Origin of the sequence: Paenibacillus sp. ACRRX, from assembly GCF_022346885.1 — a bacterium.
Lineage (GTDB): Bacteria > Bacillota > Bacilli > Paenibacillales > Paenibacillaceae > Paenibacillus_B.
Window position 1 is genome coordinate 318,085 of the sequence record NZ_JAKRNK010000004.1, and the last position, 22,766, is coordinate 340,850.

The following is a 22,766-nucleotide window of genomic DNA, read 5'->3' on the forward strand; positions in this document are numbered from 1 at the left end:
CTTTTCATGCGAATAAACGAAAGCTCCTTTAGCAAAAAACAAAAAAGACTACCTTCCCCATGAATTGCCCCTTACAACAGCAGGTTGTTATTGTTACACCTGACTACTGTATGAAGTGCAGCTCACCTATCAAGGCAGTCTGATTATTTGGTTATTTTGCATGCAGAGTCGTCTTTTGTCCCAGCGAGTTTACATGCTTCCCCTCAGTCAATAACACCTTTCGTCCCCAAGTTCCACCTAGAATGAATAGACATACTCCAAGCAGGCCTGTAACACCCCAAGTCTGGACCCATGAAGGAGCTGGTGTCAACCATTCGAATACTAACCCCCCCGTTATAGGGCCAAGAAAGGCCGCAAAGCCAGTGATGGCAGAATACATGGCGATAAACATTGGTCTTTCACTTTTCGGGGTATCCCCAATAATAAAATTAAACGCCATCTGATTAAAACCACCCGTCCCAATTCCTACCAAAGCATGAGCAACAAACAGACCAACAAGCGTAGGCATAACAGCAATTAACGACCAGGACAGACACGACAGCGCAATGACCGGTAACGTGCATAACAGCAAAAACTTGTTATTATACTTAGCGTTCAGGTTTCCCCAGACATACAAACTCGCCATAGACATTAAGGTTTGAACGACGGTGATGATTGACACCATATTGTATGGTAGGTGAAGCAACTCCAGCATCATATAAGAGTAAAATGGAAGAATCATATTCTGCACAAACAGCCATGCAGCCAGAAACATGACCGCTCTAATAAATTGTTTATCACGCAAAGGCTTACGAATCATCGGCCCTAACTGGGTCTCATTCGATTTGCTTAGCGGCAAATTGGGATAAATCATAAACATAACGATATCCCATACGTTAAACACAAAGATGACGATAAATAAAATGTGAAACCCTGTGCCTCCTGGATAAGCATTTAGGATCTGCCCACCTATAAATAAGGCCAGACTGCCAACTGCACTTACAATTGTATTACGAATCCCAAAGTATCGGCCCCTGACAGGTGCAGGAACGATATCCCCCATCATATTGGTCCAAATAATACCGGCACCGGCGTTAGCTAGAAAAGCAACCGTGTACATCACGATATAACTTATCACCCATACGTCCTTATCAAATAAAAACGGAATTAGCCCTGTTGCTCCCCAGAGCAAACGATGCACAGCTACAAGACCAACCATCGTCCACTTTGGATAAGTTAACTTCTGCAATAAGAATGCAATCCCTAACTGCGCAATGTTTACGAATGTCGTAATCGCCAAGACAAATCCAATCTGACTCGAAGTAGCTCCTAAGTACAGCAAATATCCGGTTAGAAAAGGACCTCCTAGCAGCGTTAAGGAAATAACCGCCGGAATCCCTTCAATCGTGGAAATCCACAAAGCTTTACGACTTTCAGAGAACTTGCGACGCTGTCTGAACATGGAGGTAAGAATGACCATGCACTCCCTTTATTAATAGACTTAGGTATGCTAACCATGGTGCTAGCCTTTTGATTAAGGCCATTCTAACCCTATGTCTATCGCAAATCCATCGCCTTATCGATATGATTATCTCTTGATCAAGCTCAATCTAATATCAGTTGCAGGCTCAAGTTAAAGCTTGTCGCATCGTACACTCTGAACATAGTATTGGAATTCCTCTAACTATTAATTAAGGCATCTCATTTTCTCCTTGTTTGACCATCTATCTTTGATTTTACAATGGGCACCCGCCGTGATTCCTGCCGCTCTTCATGAATAGGATATCCATTAGCAGATTGATGCAAGAAAGGTGGGGCTGACGTCGAAGTGGCAGGTAACCTCAATCAGCTTCATTTATTCGGCAGCTCAGTGCCCTCCATCTATCTGTAGTTCTCCGTTCGCAACTAGAAGCGCTAATTGATTACAGCAAGGAAGCAGCATAACAGTTCCCATGCTTATACCTATTACCAAGCGCAACACGACTTTTAATGATCTTAGCTGTCCCAGCATTTGTCCATGCCTTCTTCATGTCCATATCTACAACAACAAATATGATGATTTATGGCTGACAACGGAATTGGTGTGCCTATCTATCTCATACAAGAGCTTAACCAACGATTACTTGTATCACCCAACAGTACGTCCGATTCATGATGAAGTGCCAAGCACTGAGGGGGCCCATATGTTAAGGAAAAGGTGATTATATGATTATGCTTTACGGTATTCACCTTGGAGAGCATGCCGTAAAAAGCCGCAATGTCCACTAAAGCGACGGCCTAAAGCAAAAAACAGAAGAAAAAAACTACACACATGCAAGCCATCACAATCTCAGCATCGTTGCCATCGCTGTAATGTGGACGTCGTCTCAGGAACTCGTACGCTATTCCATAAGGCAGAAATTTCTTAATGTCTCATTTATCAGCGCACACTTACTGCTAATTCAAGACACCTCCGTTGCTTCTGTCATATCCTATGCGGTCAAAAACAAAGGGGCCTCCACCCTATCTGCCGTGCTGGAAATAAGTCCGAATGGAATTGACTTTACAGAAGATGCTGTGGCCACGGTAGATGCTGGTGCGCTAAAGGTGATTGTGCTTAATCGTTTTTTTGCGATGGACACGAATTTGATTGACCGCTGCTCATACTGAGCGGGCAGCGGTAGATGTGTATTATCAAGATCAGACATTAGGTATATCGAGGGAGGGTCATTAACAAGTGCCTAACTATAATGTGTTTCAAACCGATCCCAACAATTTAAAAACTCTAATATTCGGATCGGATTCGTTAGGTAATCCAACTTCACTAACTACTGATTCCAGCGGTCATTTATTAACTGTACCTATCGATGGAACTATCTCAAACGTCCTGGGTGCTACCATTACGGCTGGTACATTAACTTCAGCCGGGACGATTACCAACATCCTTGACGGCACCATCTCTAGTGTACTAGGCGCTACTATCACCGCCGGTAACCTGACCTCTGCTGGAACTATCACCAACATCCTGAACGGTACCATTTCAAGCGTGCTCGGTGCTACTATCACCGCCGGTAACCTGACTTCGGCCGGGACCATCACGAACATCCTTGACGGCACCATCTCCAGCGTACTCGGCGCTACTATCACCGCCGGTAACCTGACTTCGGCCGGGACCATCACCAATATCCTGAACGGCACCATTTCAAGCGTACTCGGCGCTACTATCACGGCTGGTAACCTGACTTCGGCCGGAACCATCACCAACATCCTTGACGGCACCATTTCAAGCGTACTCGGTGCTACTATCACCGCTGGTAACCTGACCTCTGCTGGAACTATCACCAACATCCTGAACGGCACCATCTCCAGCGTACTCGGTGCTACTATCACCGCCGGTAACCTGACCTCTGCTGGAACTATCACCAATATCCTTGACGGTACCATTTCCAGTGTACTCGGCGCTACTATCACCGCTGGTAACCTGACCTCTGCTGGAACTATCACCAACATCCTGAACGGTACCATCTCCAGCGTACTTGGCGCTACTATCACCGCCGGTAACCTAACTTCAGCCGGGACGATTACCAACATTCTTGACGGCACCATCTCCAGCGTACTTGGCGCTACTATCACCGCCGGTAACCTGACTTCGGCAGGGACCATCACCAACATCCTTGACGGCACCATCTCCAGCGTGCTCGGTGCTACTATCACCGCCGGTAACCTGACTTCGGCAGGGACCATCACCAACATCCTTGACGGCACCATCTCCAGCGTGCTCGGCGCTACTATCACCGCCGGTAACCTGACTTCGGCAGGGACCATCACCAACATCCTTGACGGCACCATTTCAAGCGTACTCGGCGCTACCATCACCGCCGGTAACCTGACTTCGGCCGGGACCATCACCAACATCCTTGACGGCACCATCTCCAGTGTACTTGGCGCTACTATCACGGCTGGTAACCTGACTTCGGCCGGAACCATCACCAACATCCTTGACGGCACCATCTCCAGCGTACTTGGCGCTACTATTACCGCCGGTAACCTGACCTCTGCTGGAACTATCACCAACATCCTGAACGGCACCATCTCCAGCGTACTCGGCGCTACTATCACGGCTGGTACCCTGACCTCTGCAGGGACTATCACCAATATCCTGAACGGCACCATCTCCAGCGTACTCGGCGCTACCATCACCGCCGGTAACCTGACTTCGGCCGGGACAATTACCAACATTCTTGACGGGACCATTTCAAGCGTACTCGGTGCTACTATCACCGCTGGTAATCTGACCTCTGCTGGAACTATCACCAATATCCTGAACGGTACCATTTCCAACATACTCGGTGCTACTATCACCGCTGGTACTTTGTCGAGTGTTACTTCCATTTCTCAAAAGAGCTTTGTAGAACAATCCACATCAAACGTTCAAGTGGGGGCCACATCATTCACTCCACTCCCAGCCATCACTACAAGTAATCTTGGCGTGTACTCCTTCTTTGTATACAATCGTCAGGGCGGCTCAATTACAACTGTTGTGGAAGTCAGTGCAGATGGAACACACTATTACAGCGATACCAACGGCGCTACCATTGCAGCGGGAGCAACAGATGTTATTGTACCTGCAAGGTTCCTCAAATACACGCGTCTGTCCTATCGATCAACCTTGTTAGCCGCACCTGCTACAATTGACGTCTTTTTTAACGCACAAGGCACGTAATATTCATTCTGGGCATACGCTATATCAATACCATTGGCATAAGCACATGACCATCATGTGCTTATTTGCCATTTTACAATTCATAAAGACGAGGTGATTCAATGTTTCTTCGTCGTCCTAAGAGCGCTAATCGCCTAGGCGTGCTCATACTGGCTAAAGATGAAGCTCCATACATCGGTGCGTGTATCGCAAGCACGATCGGAGTAGACGAATTATTAGTGGCCGATACTGGATCAACAGATGGCACCCCACAAATTGCACAAGATCACGGGGCGTATGTCCTTGGCGTTGAATGGCATGGCGACTTTGCCCGTGCGAGAAATGAAGCACTCGCGCATATGACTTCTGATTGGGTACTCGTCATAGACGCAGATGAGAGATTGACCACTCCAGTTAATGAAGTAAAGGAATGGATCAAGCACTCGAACATAGAAGGATATACAGTGATCATCCATAACCGATTAAGTGAGCATCATGACTGGCACACGTTACAGCACCGTACTATCCGCCTCTTCCGCAGACGGCAGGAATATCAATACGAGGGCAAAATTCATGAAGATGTCGGTCCAGCCATTTTGCATCATTCAGGTCCAACTTCCATTGGCAACAGCACAATTCAAATTCATCATCTAGGTACGATAGCGTCTCATGTCCACGCCAAACAGAAATTGAAACGCAATTACGATATTTTGGTCAGTTCGTTAGAAAGTCCACATGAATCTTCTGACCCATTTGTCCTTTATGGTCTAGGTGTAAATTCTACTCAACGAGGTGAACTGGTTGAAGCCTCACAATGGTTCGAGCTGGCTAGGCGAACCGTTCCCCCAATGGCAGCTTATCGACCAACATTGATCCGGGATGCCGCTAAAGTCCTGTTAGCTCGCAACCTCCCCCACTTGGCTGAAGAATGGACACGTGACGGATTAGATTCTTTTCATGATTATGCGGATCTTCAACTTGTTCATGGTCAATCATTAGAAAAACAGGGATTGTGGGATGAGGCTCTACAGGCTTATACAAATGCAAGTGAAGCCATATCCGATCAATATGTGTTGGAAGCAGGGGCAAATACGTATCTTGCACTAACAGCGATGGGAAATGCCTTACACGTCCTCGGTCGCTATCAAGAGGCTGCTCAGCGGTTCAACGCCGCACTGCGTGTACTCCCACATTATGAAACTGCTTTACTTGGACTAAGTGCAGTATTATCTGACATGGAGGTTAATGAAGAAGAGATCGTAGCCCATCTCGAGCAAGAATGGGGGGCAATCCAATTCCCAGAAGCCTCCGCACTGGCACACGTGTATGCAGAAGCTGGATATGTTAGTGCACTCTCAAAGCTCTGTTCGGCTCATCTCTTTGCACCGGAGGCCATGCGAGGACTTGCCACAGCATGGCTTCACATGGGTAGATATGCGGAAGCTCATGAACTTCTACGTCATCTGCTTCAGGCCGCGCGTGTTCATCCAGAAGATGAACATAGACTGGTCTCCCTACAAGCGATATGTGCCTGGCAGGCGTATATTCAAGGAACCATTCAAGTACCCTCTCGCGACAAATGGGACAACACAACCTCGGAAGCTTACGATTGGTTGGTTAGTCTAACCAATGCTTACTCGGTCGTCCGTACTGCTGCGAGCTCCAGTTCTATCCTTCAATCGTCAGCCGTTGCAGTCGCAGATCGATCTGAAATAGAATCTCAACACTCTCATTCCGACGAAGCTTTATACGAATTGGATACAAACCAGGGTTGTTCGTTAGCAGCAGAACAATTATTATCCGAATGGGTAAATCTCTTGGGAAGCGAAGGCTTGATCGGCCCGCTGCGCCAATGGATTCAGTATCAGGCACCTTGGGACGTATTCTGTGCTAAAGCACTGTTCCAAGCTGGCGATCCTTACACAGCCGTGCACTATCTATTGGAAGCAATGAGCGAACAGCGGTTGGACGCGGAAGGAGCTGTAATCGTCGGCGAAATGTTAATGAATGCCGGTCAATGGCGAGAAGCCGTTGATTTGCTAGAAGGTGCACGTCGGCTGCAAGAGCAGAGCGAACCATCTGGTGCGAATACGATCCGACGTGACCGCATGCTCGCGCTAGCTTATTTAAAGTTAAGCGAGAACCATCTAATGCAAGCTGTATCGCTTGAGCCAGATTCCGCTTCTTGGAAGGAGCAGTTGCAGGCGCTACAAGGCTCTATTGCTGCCGTTCAACGCATTCCTTGGCAAACGGAGCGAACTACGCTGCAAAGGAGGAATATGCGCCTTGTCACCAAGACCTCTGTTATCGGTGTGCATGATCGTCAAGAATGAGGAGCGCTTGCTGCCCGATTGCCTACTGAGCATAGCAGATGTAGCCGATGAGGTAATCATAATTGATACTGGCTCAACAGATGGCACTATTTCAATCGCTGAACAGTATCATGCCAAGGTTGCGCTGCATCCTTGGTCCAACCATTTTGCCGATGCCCGCAATGCTGCACTGCAACAAGCTACCGGTGAATGGATTTTGTCGCTTGATGCAGATGAACGGCTCGTCCCAGAAGACCAATTCGCCTTCAAGGAGCTGCTGCAGAAAGCCAATTGCACCAGCGAAGGCTGGTTTCTGCAAGTAGAGCACACCTTGTCGGAAGACCCACAGGCAACTCCAGCCAGTGTAAATCCACTGCTGCGGGTGTTTCGCAACCGTCCTGAATATCGATTCGAAGGTGCCATTCATGAGCAGATCGCTCCTGTTATTTTACGTGAACGTCCGCAAGCAGAGTTGGGCTTTAGTACTATAAGATTGCGGCATATCGGTTATCAGCCGGATATTGTCCGCGATAAACGCAAGATTGAGCGTAACGCCGAACTGCTCGAGCTAACATTAGCTCGTGAAGGACGAGAGCCATTTCATCTGTTTAACTTGGCAGTAGAACGCATCAGGCAGGGCAAGATGGATCAAGCGCTCATTTTGCTTCGCGAAGCCCGGGCGACCACTCCCATTTCCGCGACCTTTGCCCATCTAATGGTGAAGTATGAAGCTCTGACCTGCGCAGCCCTAGGTCGATATGAAGAAGCCGTACAGCTTTGTGCGGCAGGCATTTCACATTATCCAGACTATACAGATCTCCACTTCGCGAAGGCGATATATCACGATGCCGCCGGCGACCGCGGGGCAGCCCTTCGTGCTATGCGTGAAGCGGCACGTCTAGGCGTTCCGCCTTCGCATTATCATACCGAAGGCGGAGTTGGCACGTATCGTGCCTATGCGCAGCTTGCAGCATGGGCACTGGAGTCGCGGGCTTGGCATGACGCAGACGCCGCGTATCGCGCTTCTTTGGACGATGCGCGGTGTCCCGCATCGGTATGGCTTGCCTGGCAGCGGATGCGGGTGATCTCCGGTATCGCACCCGCTGTTGACACTTCGTCCGTCGCATGGCTCACGACCCAGACAGAAGCGCGACAGCTTACGCTGCAGAAGGCGCATATGCGGACGCTGGCATGTAATGAACAAATTGATGCTGCTAAACATCCCATGCCTTCCGAGCCTGCTGCATCACACACAACAATGCCGCTGGGAGGCCAACAGGACACGCCGCTCACGCCTCCCCTAACAGACCATTCTGCCCTAACTAATGCAGAAGGAGCGCTTCGCCTCATGCATCAGGCAGACATTGCATTAGCCCGCATTCAACAGCAGCCCTGCGGATCTGCAGCAGCAAAATTGAACCGCTTAGTCATACCGATTGGGACACTGGCACTAACTATTGCCGAACAGGAGGCACGGCCACATGAATAACGAGGTGCATAATCAAGTGCATAGCCACGCTGCACGTTCGTTACAAGCAGGTCGGCACCACTCCTTACATGATTCGCACAAAACAATATCCATCAATGATGTCCTCGCCAGCACACATACAACATCCATTGGGACTCATGGTGACCGTCCTCCCCCGTGCCATTACGCTGCAACACATATTTCACAGGCGATGAATGCTGAGAAGTGTATACCATACACATCCCTGCTCCCCATTACACTATGCCTGATTGTCCGTGACGAAGCCGACGTCATCGGCCGTTGTCTGGCTTCAGCTGTGCCGTTAGTACGGGAGATTATCGTTGTCGACACCGGCTCGATCGACGATACTCCCCACATCGCCGCAGCTTACGGCGCTGCGGTACACTACTTTACATGGGCGGATGATTTTGCCGCCGCCCGCAATGCCAGCATCGTCCTTGCGCATGAACCATGGATACTCGTGCTGGATGCCGATGAGATCATGGAGCCTGAATCGTGGCAGGCTGGAAACGTATTGCCGCTTCTGCTCCAAGACAGAGTCCACGCTTATTACGTCCGCTGCGTTCATCTTGCTGAACGCTGGCACATCGGCCAGCCCTGCCCGGATTCATTAGCCGTCGACATGGCTTGTCGTCTATTCCGGAATGATCCGCGCTTCCGCTTCCAAGGATGCATTCACGAGGAGATCGCTGCTTCTGTACAGACGGCTTATCCTGACGGACTACAGTGGGCCCCGTTAACATTGTGGCATGATGGATATGCGCCAGAAGTACTTCGTCTCAAGCACAAAAGCGACCGCAATCGTCAGCTGCTTTTAAAACAACTGCAAGAATACCCTAACGACCCTTTATGGTGGTATGCCTATGGCACGGAATTATTTCAGGACGAGCAATATGAGGAATGTCTCCCTTGGCTTATGCGCACATTATCTATAATGACAGAAAAAGCGGATATACCCGGTTACATGTCTGATGTCTGGCTTAAATCTGTCTACGCTCTGCAAATGACAGGCCAAATTCAAAAAGCACTTGAATTGGCGCAGCTCGGCAATGAGCTCTATCCGAACTTCCCTGATTTACTGGAACTTCACGCTTATTTGCTAGGAACCTTAAACAGATTCGAGGAAGCCTACAACTGTGCACACAAAGCCACTTGTTGCGGCAATATAGAACATTTATATACAACTACAGAGGGAGCTGGAGGGTGGCGCTCTCATTGGGCCGCAGCTTGTATGGCTGAACGTCTTCACCGCTCAGAGGTGGCCGCTAGGCACTACGAGGAGGCGGCAAAAGGCTTCAAGCAACCTGCTATACGCATGATGTTAACGGCAGCAACGGCCGCACACCGAAACGATTTCCATACTGCAATAAACAACATGCTCCTTGTGCTCGACTCAATCGCTGCCTCACCCATTGCTGCTTCTGTCGCTCATGTGCATGCTGCACTCTCTACGCTCTACTATATGCTGCAGCAACAGTTAGTTAGTGAGCCGCACACAGATACTCAACGTAAGCTGGAAATCGGACTTGAAATGGCACCTTACATTCGACCTTTAATAAAATAAACAGTTCACATTCTTTACCCTCTATGACGATGACAGATAAATCTATGCTGTCCTTAAGGAAATAAAAGTGAGGATTCACACCTTGGCAAAGTGTTGACATCCTCATTTTGTTATGATATATTTATCTCAACTTCAAGATAATTATTTTCAAGAATATGAATCCGTCTTATATTGCAGAATGAAACGTAACGTTGTCGGCATTCTTGTGCTGACTCTCCATGTTAGTATCATCTGCTGTAATATCATTAATCATCAAGGTGGTGAATAACGATGAGTAATAATACGCGGTTTGATGTATATGCACCCGAGATTCAACGTTCATTAAAGTTGTTTGTTGTGCTGTCGCGCGCTTCACGTTCGCTGATGGACCTTGCGCAGCTTGACATCAAACGATATGGCTTGAATCCTTCTGAATTTGCTGTGCTGGAACTGTTATTCCACAAGGGGCCTACTCCGATTCAGCAGATTGGCAGTCGAATTCTACTGGCCAGTGGTACGATGACGTATGTCATCGATAAACTTGCGGCCAAGGGACTGATTGTAAGACAGTCCTGTGAGAGTGATCGACGTGTTATTTACGTGCAATTGACACCTGATGGTGAGACCCTGATGGAACGTATCTTCCCAGAACATGCTCAAGTGCTGCACGACGCGATCGGTACATTATCAACGGAAGAACAAGAGAAGCTAGTCGAGTTACTCAAGAAAGTTGGCAAAGGTTCCGTGTCCCCTTCCTAGCTAGTCTAGGAGTGGGATTCGGATTATCCACCTCTTATATCTTGAATTCGAGATTAATAAATTCTAGTTATTTCGATTACTCACTAATCCCTACTATTGGGACGATTAAAGGAGAAGATATCGATGCTAGCAGATTACGGGTTGTTACTTATTCGCGTCATATTGGGATTAACCATGATGGGCCATGGGGCTCAAAAGTTATTTGGTTGGTTCGGAGGCTACGGTCTTAAAGGCACCGGTGGTTGGCTAGAATCAATCGGCATTCGCCCTGGTGTACTGATGGCCTTTATAGCCGGAGCGGGTGAACTAGTAGGTGGATTGTTATTTGGCCTCGGCTTGTTCACTTGGATTGGGGCGATTCTTATTGTGGGCACAATGGTTGTAGCTATCGGATCTGTGCATGGCAAAAACGGATATTGGGTCACGCAAAATGGGTACGAATACAACCTGATTCTAATCGTCATCGCGATTGCGGTTGCAATGATCGGAGCAGGGAGTATCTCACTGGACGCCATTCTCTAATTCTACAATATGTTCGATGAACATCATTCCTCTCTTAATTGGAAGTAATTGCATGAATAGGAGCTGTACCACCCTAGGTAATCGAGAGTTATATAACGTAATGTTTTCACCTTTATGAGGAGAGATATAGATGTTTGCTATCAACATGGACATTCACCGAGCAGAGGATCGGTACACTGCTGACCACGGCTGGTTGAGGTCAAACTTTAACTTCTCTTTTGCTGATTATGCTGATGCTGACAATTTGCACTTTAGTTCGTTGCGCGTGTTAAATGACGATTACATCTCACCTGGTACTGGCTTCGATCTCCATCCCCATCATAACATGGAGATTGTCACCATTGTGCTGGAAGGACAATTAGAGCATCAAGACAGCACTGGCAATAAGGAATTCATACTTCCAGGACAAGTACAACGCATGAGCGCAGGAACCGGAATTTATCATAGCGAGCACAACGCTTCTGAAGAGAAAAAGCTTCACCTGCTGCAGCTTTGGTTTTTCCCGGAGCTGAAAGATGCAGTTCCTTCTTATGAGACATTTACGTATGGGCTTGATCACTTGCGTGGCCAACTGCTGCCTGTTGTATCGAACAAGTCTGGCGAGTTGAATACTGCTCATATTCATCAAGATATGACGCTGTACTTAAGCAAGCCGGAAGCAGGGCAAACAATATGCTTTCGTCAGCAAGCGGCACGATCCACTTATATCTTTGTCATTGAAGGCCATTTAAAATTGCACGATGGAACACTATTATATTCACGTGACGATGCTCGAATCATTAACACCAATGAGATTAGGATAACAGCAAATGAGGATTCACACTTTATGTTAATTGATTTGCCGTAAGACACGACAGATAGCTAGCCCTAGGTCTCCTAATCAGGCCTAGGGCTAGCTATTTAGTATGAGCACGATCTCTGTGCGTCACTATCCATACTGCTTCACTTCTCAAAAAGGAGAGGAATTCCCCCTCGATTGAAACAGCGTGCTACGCAAGTAAATTAAAAACGATGGAAAGCAGCCTGATCAAACAAATATGGACGAATAGCGCATATAATTCGCTCATACGCTGGATTTAGAGGCCTCTAGCCTAAAGAGGGTTCCATTTTGTCACATGCATCTGGCTACAAAATCGCTTACAATAAGATTTATGTAAAGTTTCGGCATTCGATATTGCCGTCTAAGGAGGATATTACATTGGCAACAGAACGTCATGCTCAACAAATGTACGAGATGTGGCTGAACGATCCACTCGTGGACACAACCGCAAAAGAAGAATTACGTGCGATCGCAGATCAGGAACGGGAGATCATCGATCGTTTCTATACAGACTTAGAGTTCGGCACAGGTGGCCTGCGTGGTGTTATCGGTGCAGGAACCAATCGCATAAATGTGTATACCGTTGGTAAAGCCACTCAAGGTTTGGCTCAGTACTTAAAAGAACAAAGCGACACTCCTTCTGTGGCAATCGCTTATGACTCCCGTCATTTCTCACCAGAGTTCGCATTGGAGTCCGCGCTTGTACTGGCAGGCAATGGCGTGAAGGCATACGTGTTTGAGAGCCTGCGCCCAACGCCAGAACTGTCTTTTGCGGTGCGTCGCCTGCAAGCGAGTGCCGGTATCGTTGTTACGGCAAGTCATAATCCGCCAGAATACAACGGCTACAAAGTATATGGCGCCGATGGGGGACAGATTACGTCCGATACAGCCAAGCGTATCATTGGCGAGATTCGCGGCATCTCTTCCCTCGCTGAAGTGAAGAAGCTATCACGTGTTGAAGCAGAGGCCCAAGGCTTGCTTGTATGGCTCGGCGAACAAATGGACGAGGCTTATGTTTCCGCCGTGGCAGCTGTCAGTCTTAATCCGAACGTCATCCGTGCCACAAGCGACGCTTTCCGTGTACTCTATACACCACTGCACGGTACTGGCAACATACCTGTTCGCCGCGTACTAGAACGTGTTGGCTTCCAACAGGTGAACGTCGTAGCTGAACAAGAGCTGCCAGACGGCAGCTTCCCAACTGTGAAGTCTCCCAATCCGGAAGAACGAGATGCGTTCCGTATTGCAATTGAACAAGCAAAAGCTTGGAATGCCGATATCATCATGGGCACAGACCCAGATGCAGACCGCATGGGCGCTGTTGTGAAAGATGCCAATGGTGAATATGTGGTGCTTACAGGAAACCAATCTGGTGCGATCATGGTTCACTATATGCTGGACAGCATGAAACAAGCGGGCACATTACCTGTTAATGGTGCGGTAATTAAAACTATCGTTACTAGCGAATTGGGCGCATCTATCGCAGCATCATACGGCATGACCGTTATGAACACACTAACTGGCTTTAAATATATCGGTGAGAAAATGACACAGTTTGACGCTACTGGCGAGCATACTTTCATTTTCGGGTACGAAGAAAGTTATGGATACCTTGCAGGCAACTATGCTCGCGATAAGGATGCGGTAATTGCAGCGATGCTGATCTGTGAAGCCGGTGCTTACTATAAATCCAAAGGATTAACCCTATACGATGTGCTGCAGCAGTTGTATGCAGAACATGGATATTACCTAGAGGGCTTGCAGACCCGCACGCTCAAAGGCATGGAAGGCGTCGCGATTATACGTGGCATTATGGAGGATTGGCGCGCAAATGCGCCTGCAGAAGCAGGCGGTATTCGTTTTACGAAGACAGAGGACTTCTCGCTTGGACTCTACGACTTGCCTAAAGAAAATGTGTTGAAGTTCCACCTCGAAGACGGAAGTTGGTTCTGCTTGCGTCCTTCCGGCACAGAACCGAAGATCAAGATGTATTTTGCGGTAAAAGGTACAGATGGTACGGATGCAATGAATAGACTTGAGCGCGTAACAGCAGATGTAATGGCCCGTATCGATGCTTACGTGGCAGCTCATCAAGCTTAATACGAGGGCAGAGCTCTGTCTTTATATTAAATGCAGGGCGTTGTTACTGCCCTTGCAAGGATCTAGCAACCTTATAAGGCTGTTTAAATAAAGCTGAACTGGCTGCTGCTCGATGTGCTATTTTGTAATTAAAGAATAAGTTCCTTAACAATAAGCTGACATCAGTAATCAACTGATGTCAGCTTATCTTATTTCTTTACAGCTAATGATCGTGTTCTCTAATTGTGGAGTCAGCGCCGTGGTTCACTCGTAACCGACTCTCCTACTTCTTATTTAAACAGACATTCTCCATGAAACAAGACAAGCTGCTTGACCCCATCTTCTCGCTTGCTTCCTTATCCTAATAAGTTCATACTAGTTGTATAAAGTTATACCTAATCAGAGTCAGATCCAACTCAAAACGTGTCTGCAAAGGAGCAACTGTCATGCAACAAGAAACTTTAGATTTATTCCGCAAGCTAACTGAATTTCCCGCTGCATCCGGCTTTGAACGAGAACTGCGCGGTCTGGTAAAAGAAGAGATCTCCAAGTACACAAATGAGATCATCCATGATAATCTGGGCGGCGTATTTGGTGTCGTTCGCGGCAACGAAGAAGGTCCCCGTGTCATGGTAACTGGCCATTTGGATGAAGTCGGCTTCATGACTACCCAGATTACAGATACAGGGATGCTGAAATTTACAACGTTAGGCGGTTGGTGGGGACAAGTCATCTTGGCTCAACAAGTGGACGTTATTACACCAAACGGTCCTATTCGTGGTGTTGTCGGCTCCATCCCTAAGCATCTGCTTGATGAAGCTACAGCAAACAAACCTGTCGATCCGAAGGTCATGTACATAGATGTAGGTGCAGACAACCGTGAAGAGGCTGAAGCAGCAGGCATTCGCCCAGGACAGCAGATCGTACCGGTATGCCCGTTCACACCGATGATCAATCCTAAGAAAATTATGGCCAAAGCCTGGGACAACCGTTATGGTGTCGGCCTTGCCCTAGAGCTGCTAAAAGAAGTTTACCGTCAGAAGATCGAACTGCCGAATATCCTGTTCGCCGGTGCGACTGTACAAGAAGAAGTTGGTTTGCGCGGGGCACGTACTGCAGCTAACCTGATCCAGCCTGACATCTTCTACGGTCTGGATTGCAGCGCAGCAAATGATATGACAGGCGATCGCAATTCGTTTGGCCATTTGGGCAAAGGCGCTCTGCTGCGCATCTTTGATCCGACCATGATCACACACCGTGGATTGGTGGAATTCGTACAGGATATCGCCGATACGCACAAGATCCCGTACCAGTACTTTGTCTCTCCTGGCGGAACAGATGCAGGCCAAATTCACGTGAGCGGCAATGGAGTACCTTCGACCATTATCGGTGTCGTAGGCCGTTATATCCATACGCCTGCCTCGATCGTTCACACAGACGATATTGATGCTGCCAAAGAATTGCTCGTACAGCTCGTGAAGCACACAGATCGCACAACTTACAATACAATTATCGAGCGTTCATAAGCATGCTTTTTTGAAGTAGATAACACGAATAGCAAGCTCAAAAATCCCTCTGATTCGGGTAGCCGTTGGATTTTCATTGCCCGTCTTAGGGGAACCTAAATTAACGACAAAGCCCCCTGAAACCAAAAAATCCCCTATCTGCGTACGCACTTTAATTCATTGCGCAGGAGGGGATTTTGTTATACAAAGATATATTGTTGCTGACAGGTCTCTTCGTGCAGCTAATGGATCGGCCTCTGCTTGAGATTAGACATGCAGCGCCTGACGACGCCCTTTCCACTTTTCCCGTCCGATTACACCTCCGATCACTCCAAGCGACACCGTCACTAATAGAAGTGGAATAACAAAGATAGTCGGGCTATACCCTGCTATAAATAACGGACACATGTAACCAATAAACGTAGCTGACTGTGAAATAAACACGTACAGACTGGAGCCGAATCCAGTTCGATGCTTAAACATCCGCTGCACGTAGCCCATTGCAACCCCATACAATACAGACACAAAAAAGGAATAGAGGGGCTGAACAAGGAAGAACAAGATGAGGGACGAGGAGAACGCATATGCGGTGTATGTAAGAAGTGCTCCAATACCGCCAAGCCATATCACGTTTCGACTCCCGTAACGAGCAGACCAATACCCTGCCAATGTCATAAACATCAGTTCAAACACCGCTTGGACACTCCAGATGTATGACATCAGCTCTGGTTTGCCAAACAAATCTTTGACCACCAGCGGCAAATATAACCCACGAATCGCATCCGCACAAGAAAGCAGAAGTAGAGCAAACAGCATAATGAGCGAAAATGCTTCACCACCCGCACCACTCTCCGCATCTACAACTGCCTCATGCTCCTTGTACCAGAGCAGTAAGAGCAGCAGCATACCATATCCGGCCATATTTCCCCAGAGCACGCCCCTAAAGTCTGCAAGTAAATAAAGATTAGCCCCTAACAGCAGCCCTATAAAAAAACCGACGCTAAGCCCTGCACGCAGCCATATCTGCCCGATCTCTACGATCTCAGGTGCTATTCGCTGAAAATGATTACGTGACATCGCAAAAAGCTGCCCCATAATGAGCCCCGAGGGAGCAGACGCAATACACATTCCTGCTAGGGCTGTGCCATAGGTGGTGGCGCGCATGTATACGATAAGCCCAACCAGACACAGCGCAGCGGCCATAATCGCCAATCGCTTCTTACTCTTAATCCTGTCGCTGACTAGTCCGACCATTATCGTCATGATCATATTAAGTACCAGCGAGATCGAGAATATGGATACGATCTGCCCTTTTGACAAGCCAAGGCTGTCACTTAGATAAACCGAATTCATCGGTGCCAGAATACCTAGACCAATACCATAACAAAACAGAGCGAGCAGCAAGAGGCTCGCGCCTTGTACGTGTAAGAACTTCCTCATATCCGACATCACATTCATGTTTACCATACTCCTTTAATTGGAATATGAAGTCCTCATTCACTGCTGCATGCACCTTCTGGTACAGCTGCAGCTTACGACTTCAATTCACAATAACTTCGCATCACAACTGTGTGTAACGAAGCTCAGTCGTTCCAGTCTCAAAGCTGCGGTATGTTGTCAGCGTGAATCTACGCTCCATTCCGTCCCTCGTCAATAGTTGCAATAGTCTAACATACTCGTGATACTGCAACATTGTTCATGAACGTCATCCAGACATCTGCCTGCACAAACGCTTATGATTCGGCGCACAATTCAGACTACTCCTTTCAATTAAGATTGCGGTTGTTTCCCAAAACCATTATCGGGATTTGAAAATATTTACTCTTTAGGACAAATCATAGTTGGTGTTATGGGATTGGTCAAATCAATTTTATAACCGATCGCAATCTCCATAGATGATGTGTTTACCGTGACTGTCCCATTAAGTGAGGCGTCCGCATTTAATCTGCATCCCATTTCAGCAGGCGCACTTTTATTTGAAACTGTGCGGCTTCCGCTCTGTCAGAAGTTGCTCTTCACAGCACATTAGGAGAGGTGGTTGCTCCTGTTATTGATGACGTTCAACCCGGCCACAAGCGACCACCACTCACCTTAGTGAACAGCGTCTCCGCTCCAGTGGCCTTTCTTGGCGACAAAGTCATTGGCTCCAGGACCTGTAATGAGGCTATGATGATCCCCATTCAGGTTACAATATGCCTATAACGCAAAAACAGACATACGTGATGGTTAGTCGCGTATGTCTGTTTTTAATTATAAAAATGCTCTTAGCTCTTTCATTATCTCTATATTACTCAGCTTCAGAAGATACCGTGAAACGTTGGTTTAGATGCTGCGGATTCTCGATCTCATCCAATACCGCAATCGCATAATCAGCGTAGCTTACATAGCTTTGTCCACCAGCGTTAATCAGCAAATTGTCTGCACCTTTCTGATAGGTGCCCGTTCTCTTGCCTTGCGGATCAAAGAATGCGGAAGGGCTAATAAAAGTCCATTGAATACCTGTAGATTGCTGCAGATCTGCTAAGTTTTTGCCTTGATTTTGTGCAGTAGCCAAGTACTCATTCGGGAACTCAGGCGTATCCATCACACGTAATGTCTTCGCTTCATCTACGAATAAGCTGCCTGCACCGCCAACTACGATTAAACGGGTAGCAGGAGCACCTTTAAGCGCTTCGATCAATACACGACCAGCCTCTACATGAAGATGCTCGTTGCCTGGAGCTGCACCAAATGCATTCACCACAACATCAAATCCCTTAAGATCTTCAGAAGTGAGTTGAAATACGTCTTTTTCCAATACCCCAACTGCATTGTCAGTCAATTTTGCAGCATTTCTAACAATGGCCGTAACGTTGTGCTGTCTATTGGCAGCTTCTTTCAAAATAAAATCTCCCGCTTTTCCTGTTGCTCCGATAATAGCTATTTTCATCATGATTCCCTCCAAAAATTATTATTTAAGTATTCCCTGTATAGGGCTGAATATGTCAATAACACTGCCCCATTAACTGAATTAAATTAAACGCTGCAACACCATGCTGACGTGCTCACAATCTGTAACTATCATTGTTACAACCCAAACAAAAAAAATACATATGAGTCTACAAGTTATCCAAGTGAGCGGACGGTATTCGTATAATAAAGAATATACTATTACTCTCCTGAAAGTTCGTTACTCACTTGATGTAATCATTATAGTTACAACATAAACAAGAGTCAAGTCCTTTTTAAATAAAGGTTCAATTCATAGACTCTTTCTGTAACCATCGAGCTGCCATATCCACTGCGAGACAGTCTGCAAAGGTGCTCCCTGAACTATTCCTGTAAAGCTACAATATGAGGTGCACACCTTAGCGTCTAGTCTCACAAACAACTCCGTATGGCTTCACTCCTCCTCTTGCAGTAATTGACGCAGCATGGCTTCACGATCATTCATAAAGCTGCGTGTAACCACATAATGGTCTGTGTCTTCAAGCGCCGTCTCCCGAATACCTGCTTGATCTAGCATATAAATATCTGCCCCAGGATAAGACATCAGGATAGGTGAATGTGTAGCGATAATAAATTGGGAATGTTTCTGCACCAACTCATGCATACGAACAAGGAGCGACATTTGGCGGATTGGTGATAAAGCGGCTTCTGGCTCATCCATCAAGTAAATGCCATGTCCGCCAAAACGTTGCATAAAGGTTGAAAAGAAGGCTTCGCCGTGAGATTGTTCATGCAGCGATTTCCCTCCATATGACATTTTTATCGGAGGCCCTGTTGCCTCTTTATCCTCGTCCAATATATCTATCTGGGAAGCCACGTTGTAGTAGCTTTCCGCACGGAAGAAATAACCGTCGTTCGCTTTCTTGATCCCTCTCGCAATTCTCAAATAATGATGAAGATCAGAGTGCGAGGATTTGGTTTCAAAATTCATGTTCCTAGAGCCGCCCTCTGGATTAAATCCGTATGCTACAGCGATCCCTTCAAGCAAAGTAGATTTCCCTGATCCATTTTCCCCGACTAGAAACGTAACTGGCTTTGTAAACGACAGCTTATCTAAAGTACGGACTGCATCCAGGCAAAATGGGTACAAGTCAAATCGAGGCACTGCTTCACGCCTTAATTCGACATGCTTAATATATGCCACACTGGAAAAGGCAGACTCTATACGTGTTTTCTCCATTACATAATCACCTCATACATTTCATCAATGGGAATAGCAACTATACAATTTCACCTTCAAAATAGATGATACGATGCTTCACAGAAAAGCTCGTCCGCTGTACACTATTGTTATTTATATACGATGGCATTAGCCATAAAGTAACGAAGGAGGCTGACTATGACGAATCAAGCCCATCTATCTTCTATCCCTCTGCAGCTTGCTACCTTTGCGGGGGGCTGCTTCTGGTGTATGGTGAAGCCATTTGACCAATGGGAGGGAGTACATGCTGTCATATCCGGTTATACCGGAGGTCATGTGCCTAGTCCCAGCTATGAGCAAGTAAAAACCCAGACAACTGGACACATTGAGGCCGTGCAGATCACATTTGATCCAAGCCTCATCTCTTATGAGAAGATTCTGGAGCTATTCTGGGCTCAAATCGACCCAACCGATGCACACGGCCAGTTTCAGGACCGGGGCGAGTCTTACACAACGGCTATATTTGTCCATGATGAAGAACAGCGCCAACAAGCAGAGCGCTCCAAACGGGATTTAGCTGAGAGCGGACGCTTTGACAAGCCGATCGTAACTCCGATTCGTGATGCAGTTCCATTTTATCCGGCTGAAGCGTATCATCAGGATTATTACCGGAAAGAACCTGACCATTACAAGCAGGACCGTGCAGCATCGGGAAGAGATGAATTTCTGGATGTGCATTGGCAGTCAAGACCATAGTCTACCCTCTAGGTGTAAAATGCCTCTCCCTCCGCGCTTAGTAAGAGGGAGGGATTGCATTCTTTGCTAACAATGGACGGGACACCCCCATTTTATTGAATGGAATTGTATGATTTGATTCCAGGATTCTGGACAAATCGTATCATTTGCAGCAACAAAGCCTGTATCTCTCAAAAATGTGTTGACAGACAAGGTGTTATTCATTAAATTATATGCATGAGCATGCATTTACTATTCGATTGAACATTTTGTTCAGCACAAATAAACATGCCAAATATAGATAGCATATAAAGAGGAGATAAGTCATGAAGGATTTATTTACCCCCTATGAACTTATGGATTTGAAACTGAAAAACCGTGTAGTTATGCCTCCAATGTGTCAATACTCCGTCAATAACAAAGATGGGATTGCTACGGATTGGCATTATATGCATTATGTGAGCCGGGCTATCGGTGGAGCCGGATTAATTATTATCGAAATGACGGATGTTGAGCCTGATGGCCGTATTTCTGATTTTGATCTTGGGATCTGGTCCGATGAGCAAATTCATGCGTTAGCTAGAATTGTTGAGGGTTGTCATGCTTATGGCGCCAAGGTGGGCATTCAAATCGCGCACGCAGGACGCAAGGCCGAAGATGCGGCGGTTCCTGTAGCACCATCGGCAATTCCGTTTGACGCTAATTCTAACACTCCAAGAGAATTAACGACTGCAGAAGTGAAAGCAATGATCGAGAAATTTCGTCAAGGCGTAGCACGAGCTGTCAAAGCGGGCGTTGATGTTATTGAGCTTCATGGTGCACATGGGTATCTCATTCACCAATTTCATTCCCCTCTAACCAATCACAGAACGGACGAGTATGGACAAGATTTAACTCTGTTTGGTCGGGAAGTCATTCTAGCTGCCAAAAGCGAAATGCCGGCAGGGATGCCTCTAATTGTGCGTATTTCTGCTAAGGAGTATGTAGAAGGCGGATATGGAATTAGCGGCAGTCTGGAGTTCAGCAAGGCCTATAAAGAAGCCGGAGCGGATATTTTTCACGTTAGTACAGGCGGTGAAGGACCTATTGGAGTTGGGCCTATCGCCACCACTAGTGAAAAACCAGGGTCCCATGCAGCTTATCAAGTGCCGTTAGCCAGAGCAATCAAGGAGAGTCTGCATGTTCCAGTTATAGCGGTTGGAAGATTGGATGAACCAGCTCTTGCCGATGCGGTAATAGGCAATGAAGAGGCGGACCTAGTTGCGATTGGACGAGGGATGTTGAGAAATCCTTACTGGGCATTGGAGGCTGCTGTTCAGCTTCATAAAGAGGCGGATATTCCTAAACCATATAAGTTTGGATTTCCAAGAACAATAAAATAAACTACATGTGGATGATTCCGTTTAAAGACCAGCAGGGTTAGCTCAAGCTGGTCTCTTTTTACACCAAACTGGTGTTGTGTTGGTACCAGTTTGATTTCAGACAATCAAACTTATTAATGCTATAATGCTGAAAGGATAATTAAGATTCATTATGATCAGTAACTTACACTCAGGAGTGGAATTGTGGGATGAAGAATGCTCTTAACAATGACCTTATAACAAATTGGTTGACCTTAACTCAAATACAAATGAACGTAGCCAATGAATTGGAAGCGAATTTGCAAGAGAAGTATCAGTTGTCATTAAAAGAATTTTATTTGCTTTTGTTTTTGTCAGAAGCTTCAGAGAAAAAATTGAAACTACAACAATTGGAGTCTATGGTTGGTTTAAGTCAGAGTGCGGTATCCCGACTTGTTAGCCGCTTTGAGGCAAAGGGCTGCGGTGCCTTAAAAAGAATTGCCTGCAGTGACGATCGCCGAAGTATTTATACTTCGTTAACATCAATAGGCCAAGACAAGCTCGACAAGGCACAAGTGACTTTTGAAGAAGTATTATTAACGGCCTTTCCTGAGAAACAAATAAAGCAGCTGCTGGAGCATATGCTTCATGCCAAACAGACCTAGTCTAAGTATGGCTGCACTCAGCGGCCTTGAGCCCTAAGCCCACCATAACCAAAACCCAAACCACTTTATACGAAGTGGTTTATCTGTTTTTATGGAGTTCATTCGCTACATTGTGCTGTATGGTCACCGCTTCATGTGCATGAGCCTAAAAAGAAACACCTCCCTATCATCGTTAGAACGATTTAAGGAGGTGTCAGGATATGCTAAC

At 46.8% G+C, this 22,766-nt stretch carries 17 protein-coding genes; 13 read left to right on the top strand and 4 right to left on the bottom strand.

All coding sequences use genetic code 11. The features are described 5' to 3' along the window. Window positions 1-151: 151 nt before the first annotated feature. Window positions 152-1,459 (bottom strand): MFS transporter, encoded by a 1,308-nt coding sequence (locus MH117_RS14555; protein WP_239329488.1) that lies wholly within the window; start codon window positions 1,457-1,459, stop codon window positions 152-154. 872 nt (window positions 1,460-2,331) lie between these two features. Between MH117_RS14555 and MH117_RS14560 the strand changes: the two genes are divergently transcribed. From MH117_RS14560 to MH117_RS14605, 10 genes are all read left to right on the top strand, one after another. Then, window positions 2,332-2,628, top strand: coding sequence for a DUF6385 domain-containing protein (locus tag MH117_RS14560; protein WP_239329489.1), 297 nt, complete (start codon window positions 2,332-2,334; stop codon window positions 2,626-2,628). Between the two features lie 67 nt (window positions 2,629-2,695). Continuing rightward, window positions 2,696-4,681 carry a beta strand repeat-containing protein gene (locus MH117_RS26705; RefSeq protein WP_239329490.1) on the top strand — a complete coding sequence of 662 codons (1,986 nt, stop codon included), beginning with the start codon at window positions 2,696-2,698 and terminating at the stop codon, window positions 4,679-4,681. Between the two features lie 101 nt (window positions 4,682-4,782). Next, window positions 4,783-6,993, top strand: coding sequence for a glycosyltransferase (locus MH117_RS14570; protein ID WP_239329491.1), 2,211 nt, complete (start codon window positions 4,783-4,785; stop codon window positions 6,991-6,993). Next, window positions 6,947-8,461 (top strand): glycosyltransferase family 2 protein, encoded by a 1,515-nt coding sequence (locus tag MH117_RS14575; protein ID WP_239329492.1) that lies wholly within the window; start codon window positions 6,947-6,949, stop codon window positions 8,459-8,461. Before MH117_RS14570 ends, MH117_RS14575 begins: the two co-directional genes overlap by 47 nt. After that, window positions 8,454-10,025: a glycosyltransferase gene (locus MH117_RS14580; RefSeq protein WP_239329493.1), complete on the top strand. Its 1,572-nt coding sequence runs from the start codon at window positions 8,454-8,456 to the stop codon at window positions 10,023-10,025. Before MH117_RS14575 ends, MH117_RS14580 begins: the two co-directional genes overlap by 8 nt. 270 nt (window positions 10,026-10,295) lie before the next feature. After that, window positions 10,296-10,763 (top strand): MarR family winged helix-turn-helix transcriptional regulator, encoded by a 468-nt coding sequence (locus MH117_RS14585; protein ID WP_239329494.1) that lies wholly within the window; start codon window positions 10,296-10,298, stop codon window positions 10,761-10,763. Between the two features lie 123 nt (window positions 10,764-10,886). Next, window positions 10,887-11,285 (top strand): DoxX family protein, encoded by a 399-nt coding sequence (locus tag MH117_RS14590; RefSeq protein WP_239329495.1) that lies wholly within the window; start codon window positions 10,887-10,889, stop codon window positions 11,283-11,285. 130 nt (window positions 11,286-11,415) lie between these two features. Then, window positions 11,416-12,132, top strand: coding sequence for a pirin family protein (locus MH117_RS14595; RefSeq protein WP_239329497.1), 717 nt, complete (start codon window positions 11,416-11,418; stop codon window positions 12,130-12,132). A gap of 378 nt (window positions 12,133-12,510) precedes the next feature. Next, on the top strand, window positions 12,511-14,205 hold the full coding sequence (locus MH117_RS14600) for a phospho-sugar mutase (protein ID WP_239329846.1): 1,695 nt from the start codon (window positions 12,511-12,513) through the stop codon (window positions 14,203-14,205). A 425-nt stretch (window positions 14,206-14,630) separates the two neighbouring features. After that, window positions 14,631-15,710: a M42 family metallopeptidase gene (locus MH117_RS14605; RefSeq protein WP_239329498.1), complete on the top strand. Its 1,080-nt coding sequence runs from the start codon at window positions 14,631-14,633 to the stop codon at window positions 15,708-15,710. A gap of 246 nt (window positions 15,711-15,956) precedes the next feature. On the opposite strand, the gene MH117_RS14610 is transcribed toward MH117_RS14605, so the two are convergent. The 3 genes from MH117_RS14610 to MH117_RS14620 all read right to left on the bottom strand — a co-directional run bounded on the left by MH117_RS14610 (window position 15,957) and on the right by MH117_RS14620 (window position 19,857). Continuing rightward, window positions 15,957-17,147 carry an MFS transporter gene (locus MH117_RS14610; RefSeq protein ID WP_239329499.1) on the bottom strand — a complete coding sequence of 397 codons (1,191 nt, stop codon included), beginning with the start codon at window positions 17,145-17,147 and terminating at the stop codon, window positions 15,957-15,959. Window positions 17,148-17,976: 829 nt separating this feature from the next. Further along, entirely contained in the window at window positions 17,977-18,618 is a 642-nt protein-coding gene (locus MH117_RS14615; RefSeq protein ID WP_239329500.1) for an NAD(P)-dependent oxidoreductase, read from the bottom strand. 453 nt (window positions 18,619-19,071) lie between these two features. After that, window positions 19,072-19,857, bottom strand: coding sequence for an AAA family ATPase (locus MH117_RS14620; RefSeq protein ID WP_239329501.1), 786 nt, complete (start codon window positions 19,855-19,857; stop codon window positions 19,072-19,074). A 159-nt stretch (window positions 19,858-20,016) separates the two neighbouring features. On the opposite strand from MH117_RS14620, the gene msrA reads away from it, so the two are divergent. From msrA to MH117_RS14635, 3 genes are all read left to right on the top strand, one after another. Beyond that, window positions 20,017-20,574, top strand: a complete 558-nt coding sequence (gene msrA, locus MH117_RS14625; protein WP_239329502.1) for a peptide-methionine (S)-S-oxide reductase MsrA — start codon at window positions 20,017-20,019, stop codon at window positions 20,572-20,574. A 305-nt stretch (window positions 20,575-20,879) separates the two neighbouring features. Then, complete coding sequence (locus tag MH117_RS14630; protein WP_239329503.1) at window positions 20,880-21,935, top strand: NADH:flavin oxidoreductase/NADH oxidase; 1,056 nt, start codon at window positions 20,880-20,882, stop codon at window positions 21,933-21,935. Window positions 21,936-22,123: 188 nt separating this feature from the next. Next, the gene (locus tag MH117_RS14635) at window positions 22,124-22,558 is read left to right on the top strand and encodes a MarR family winged helix-turn-helix transcriptional regulator (RefSeq protein ID WP_239329504.1); all 435 of its coding nucleotides are present in this window, start codon (window positions 22,124-22,126) and stop codon (window positions 22,556-22,558) included. Window positions 22,559-22,766 lie beyond the last annotated feature (208 nt).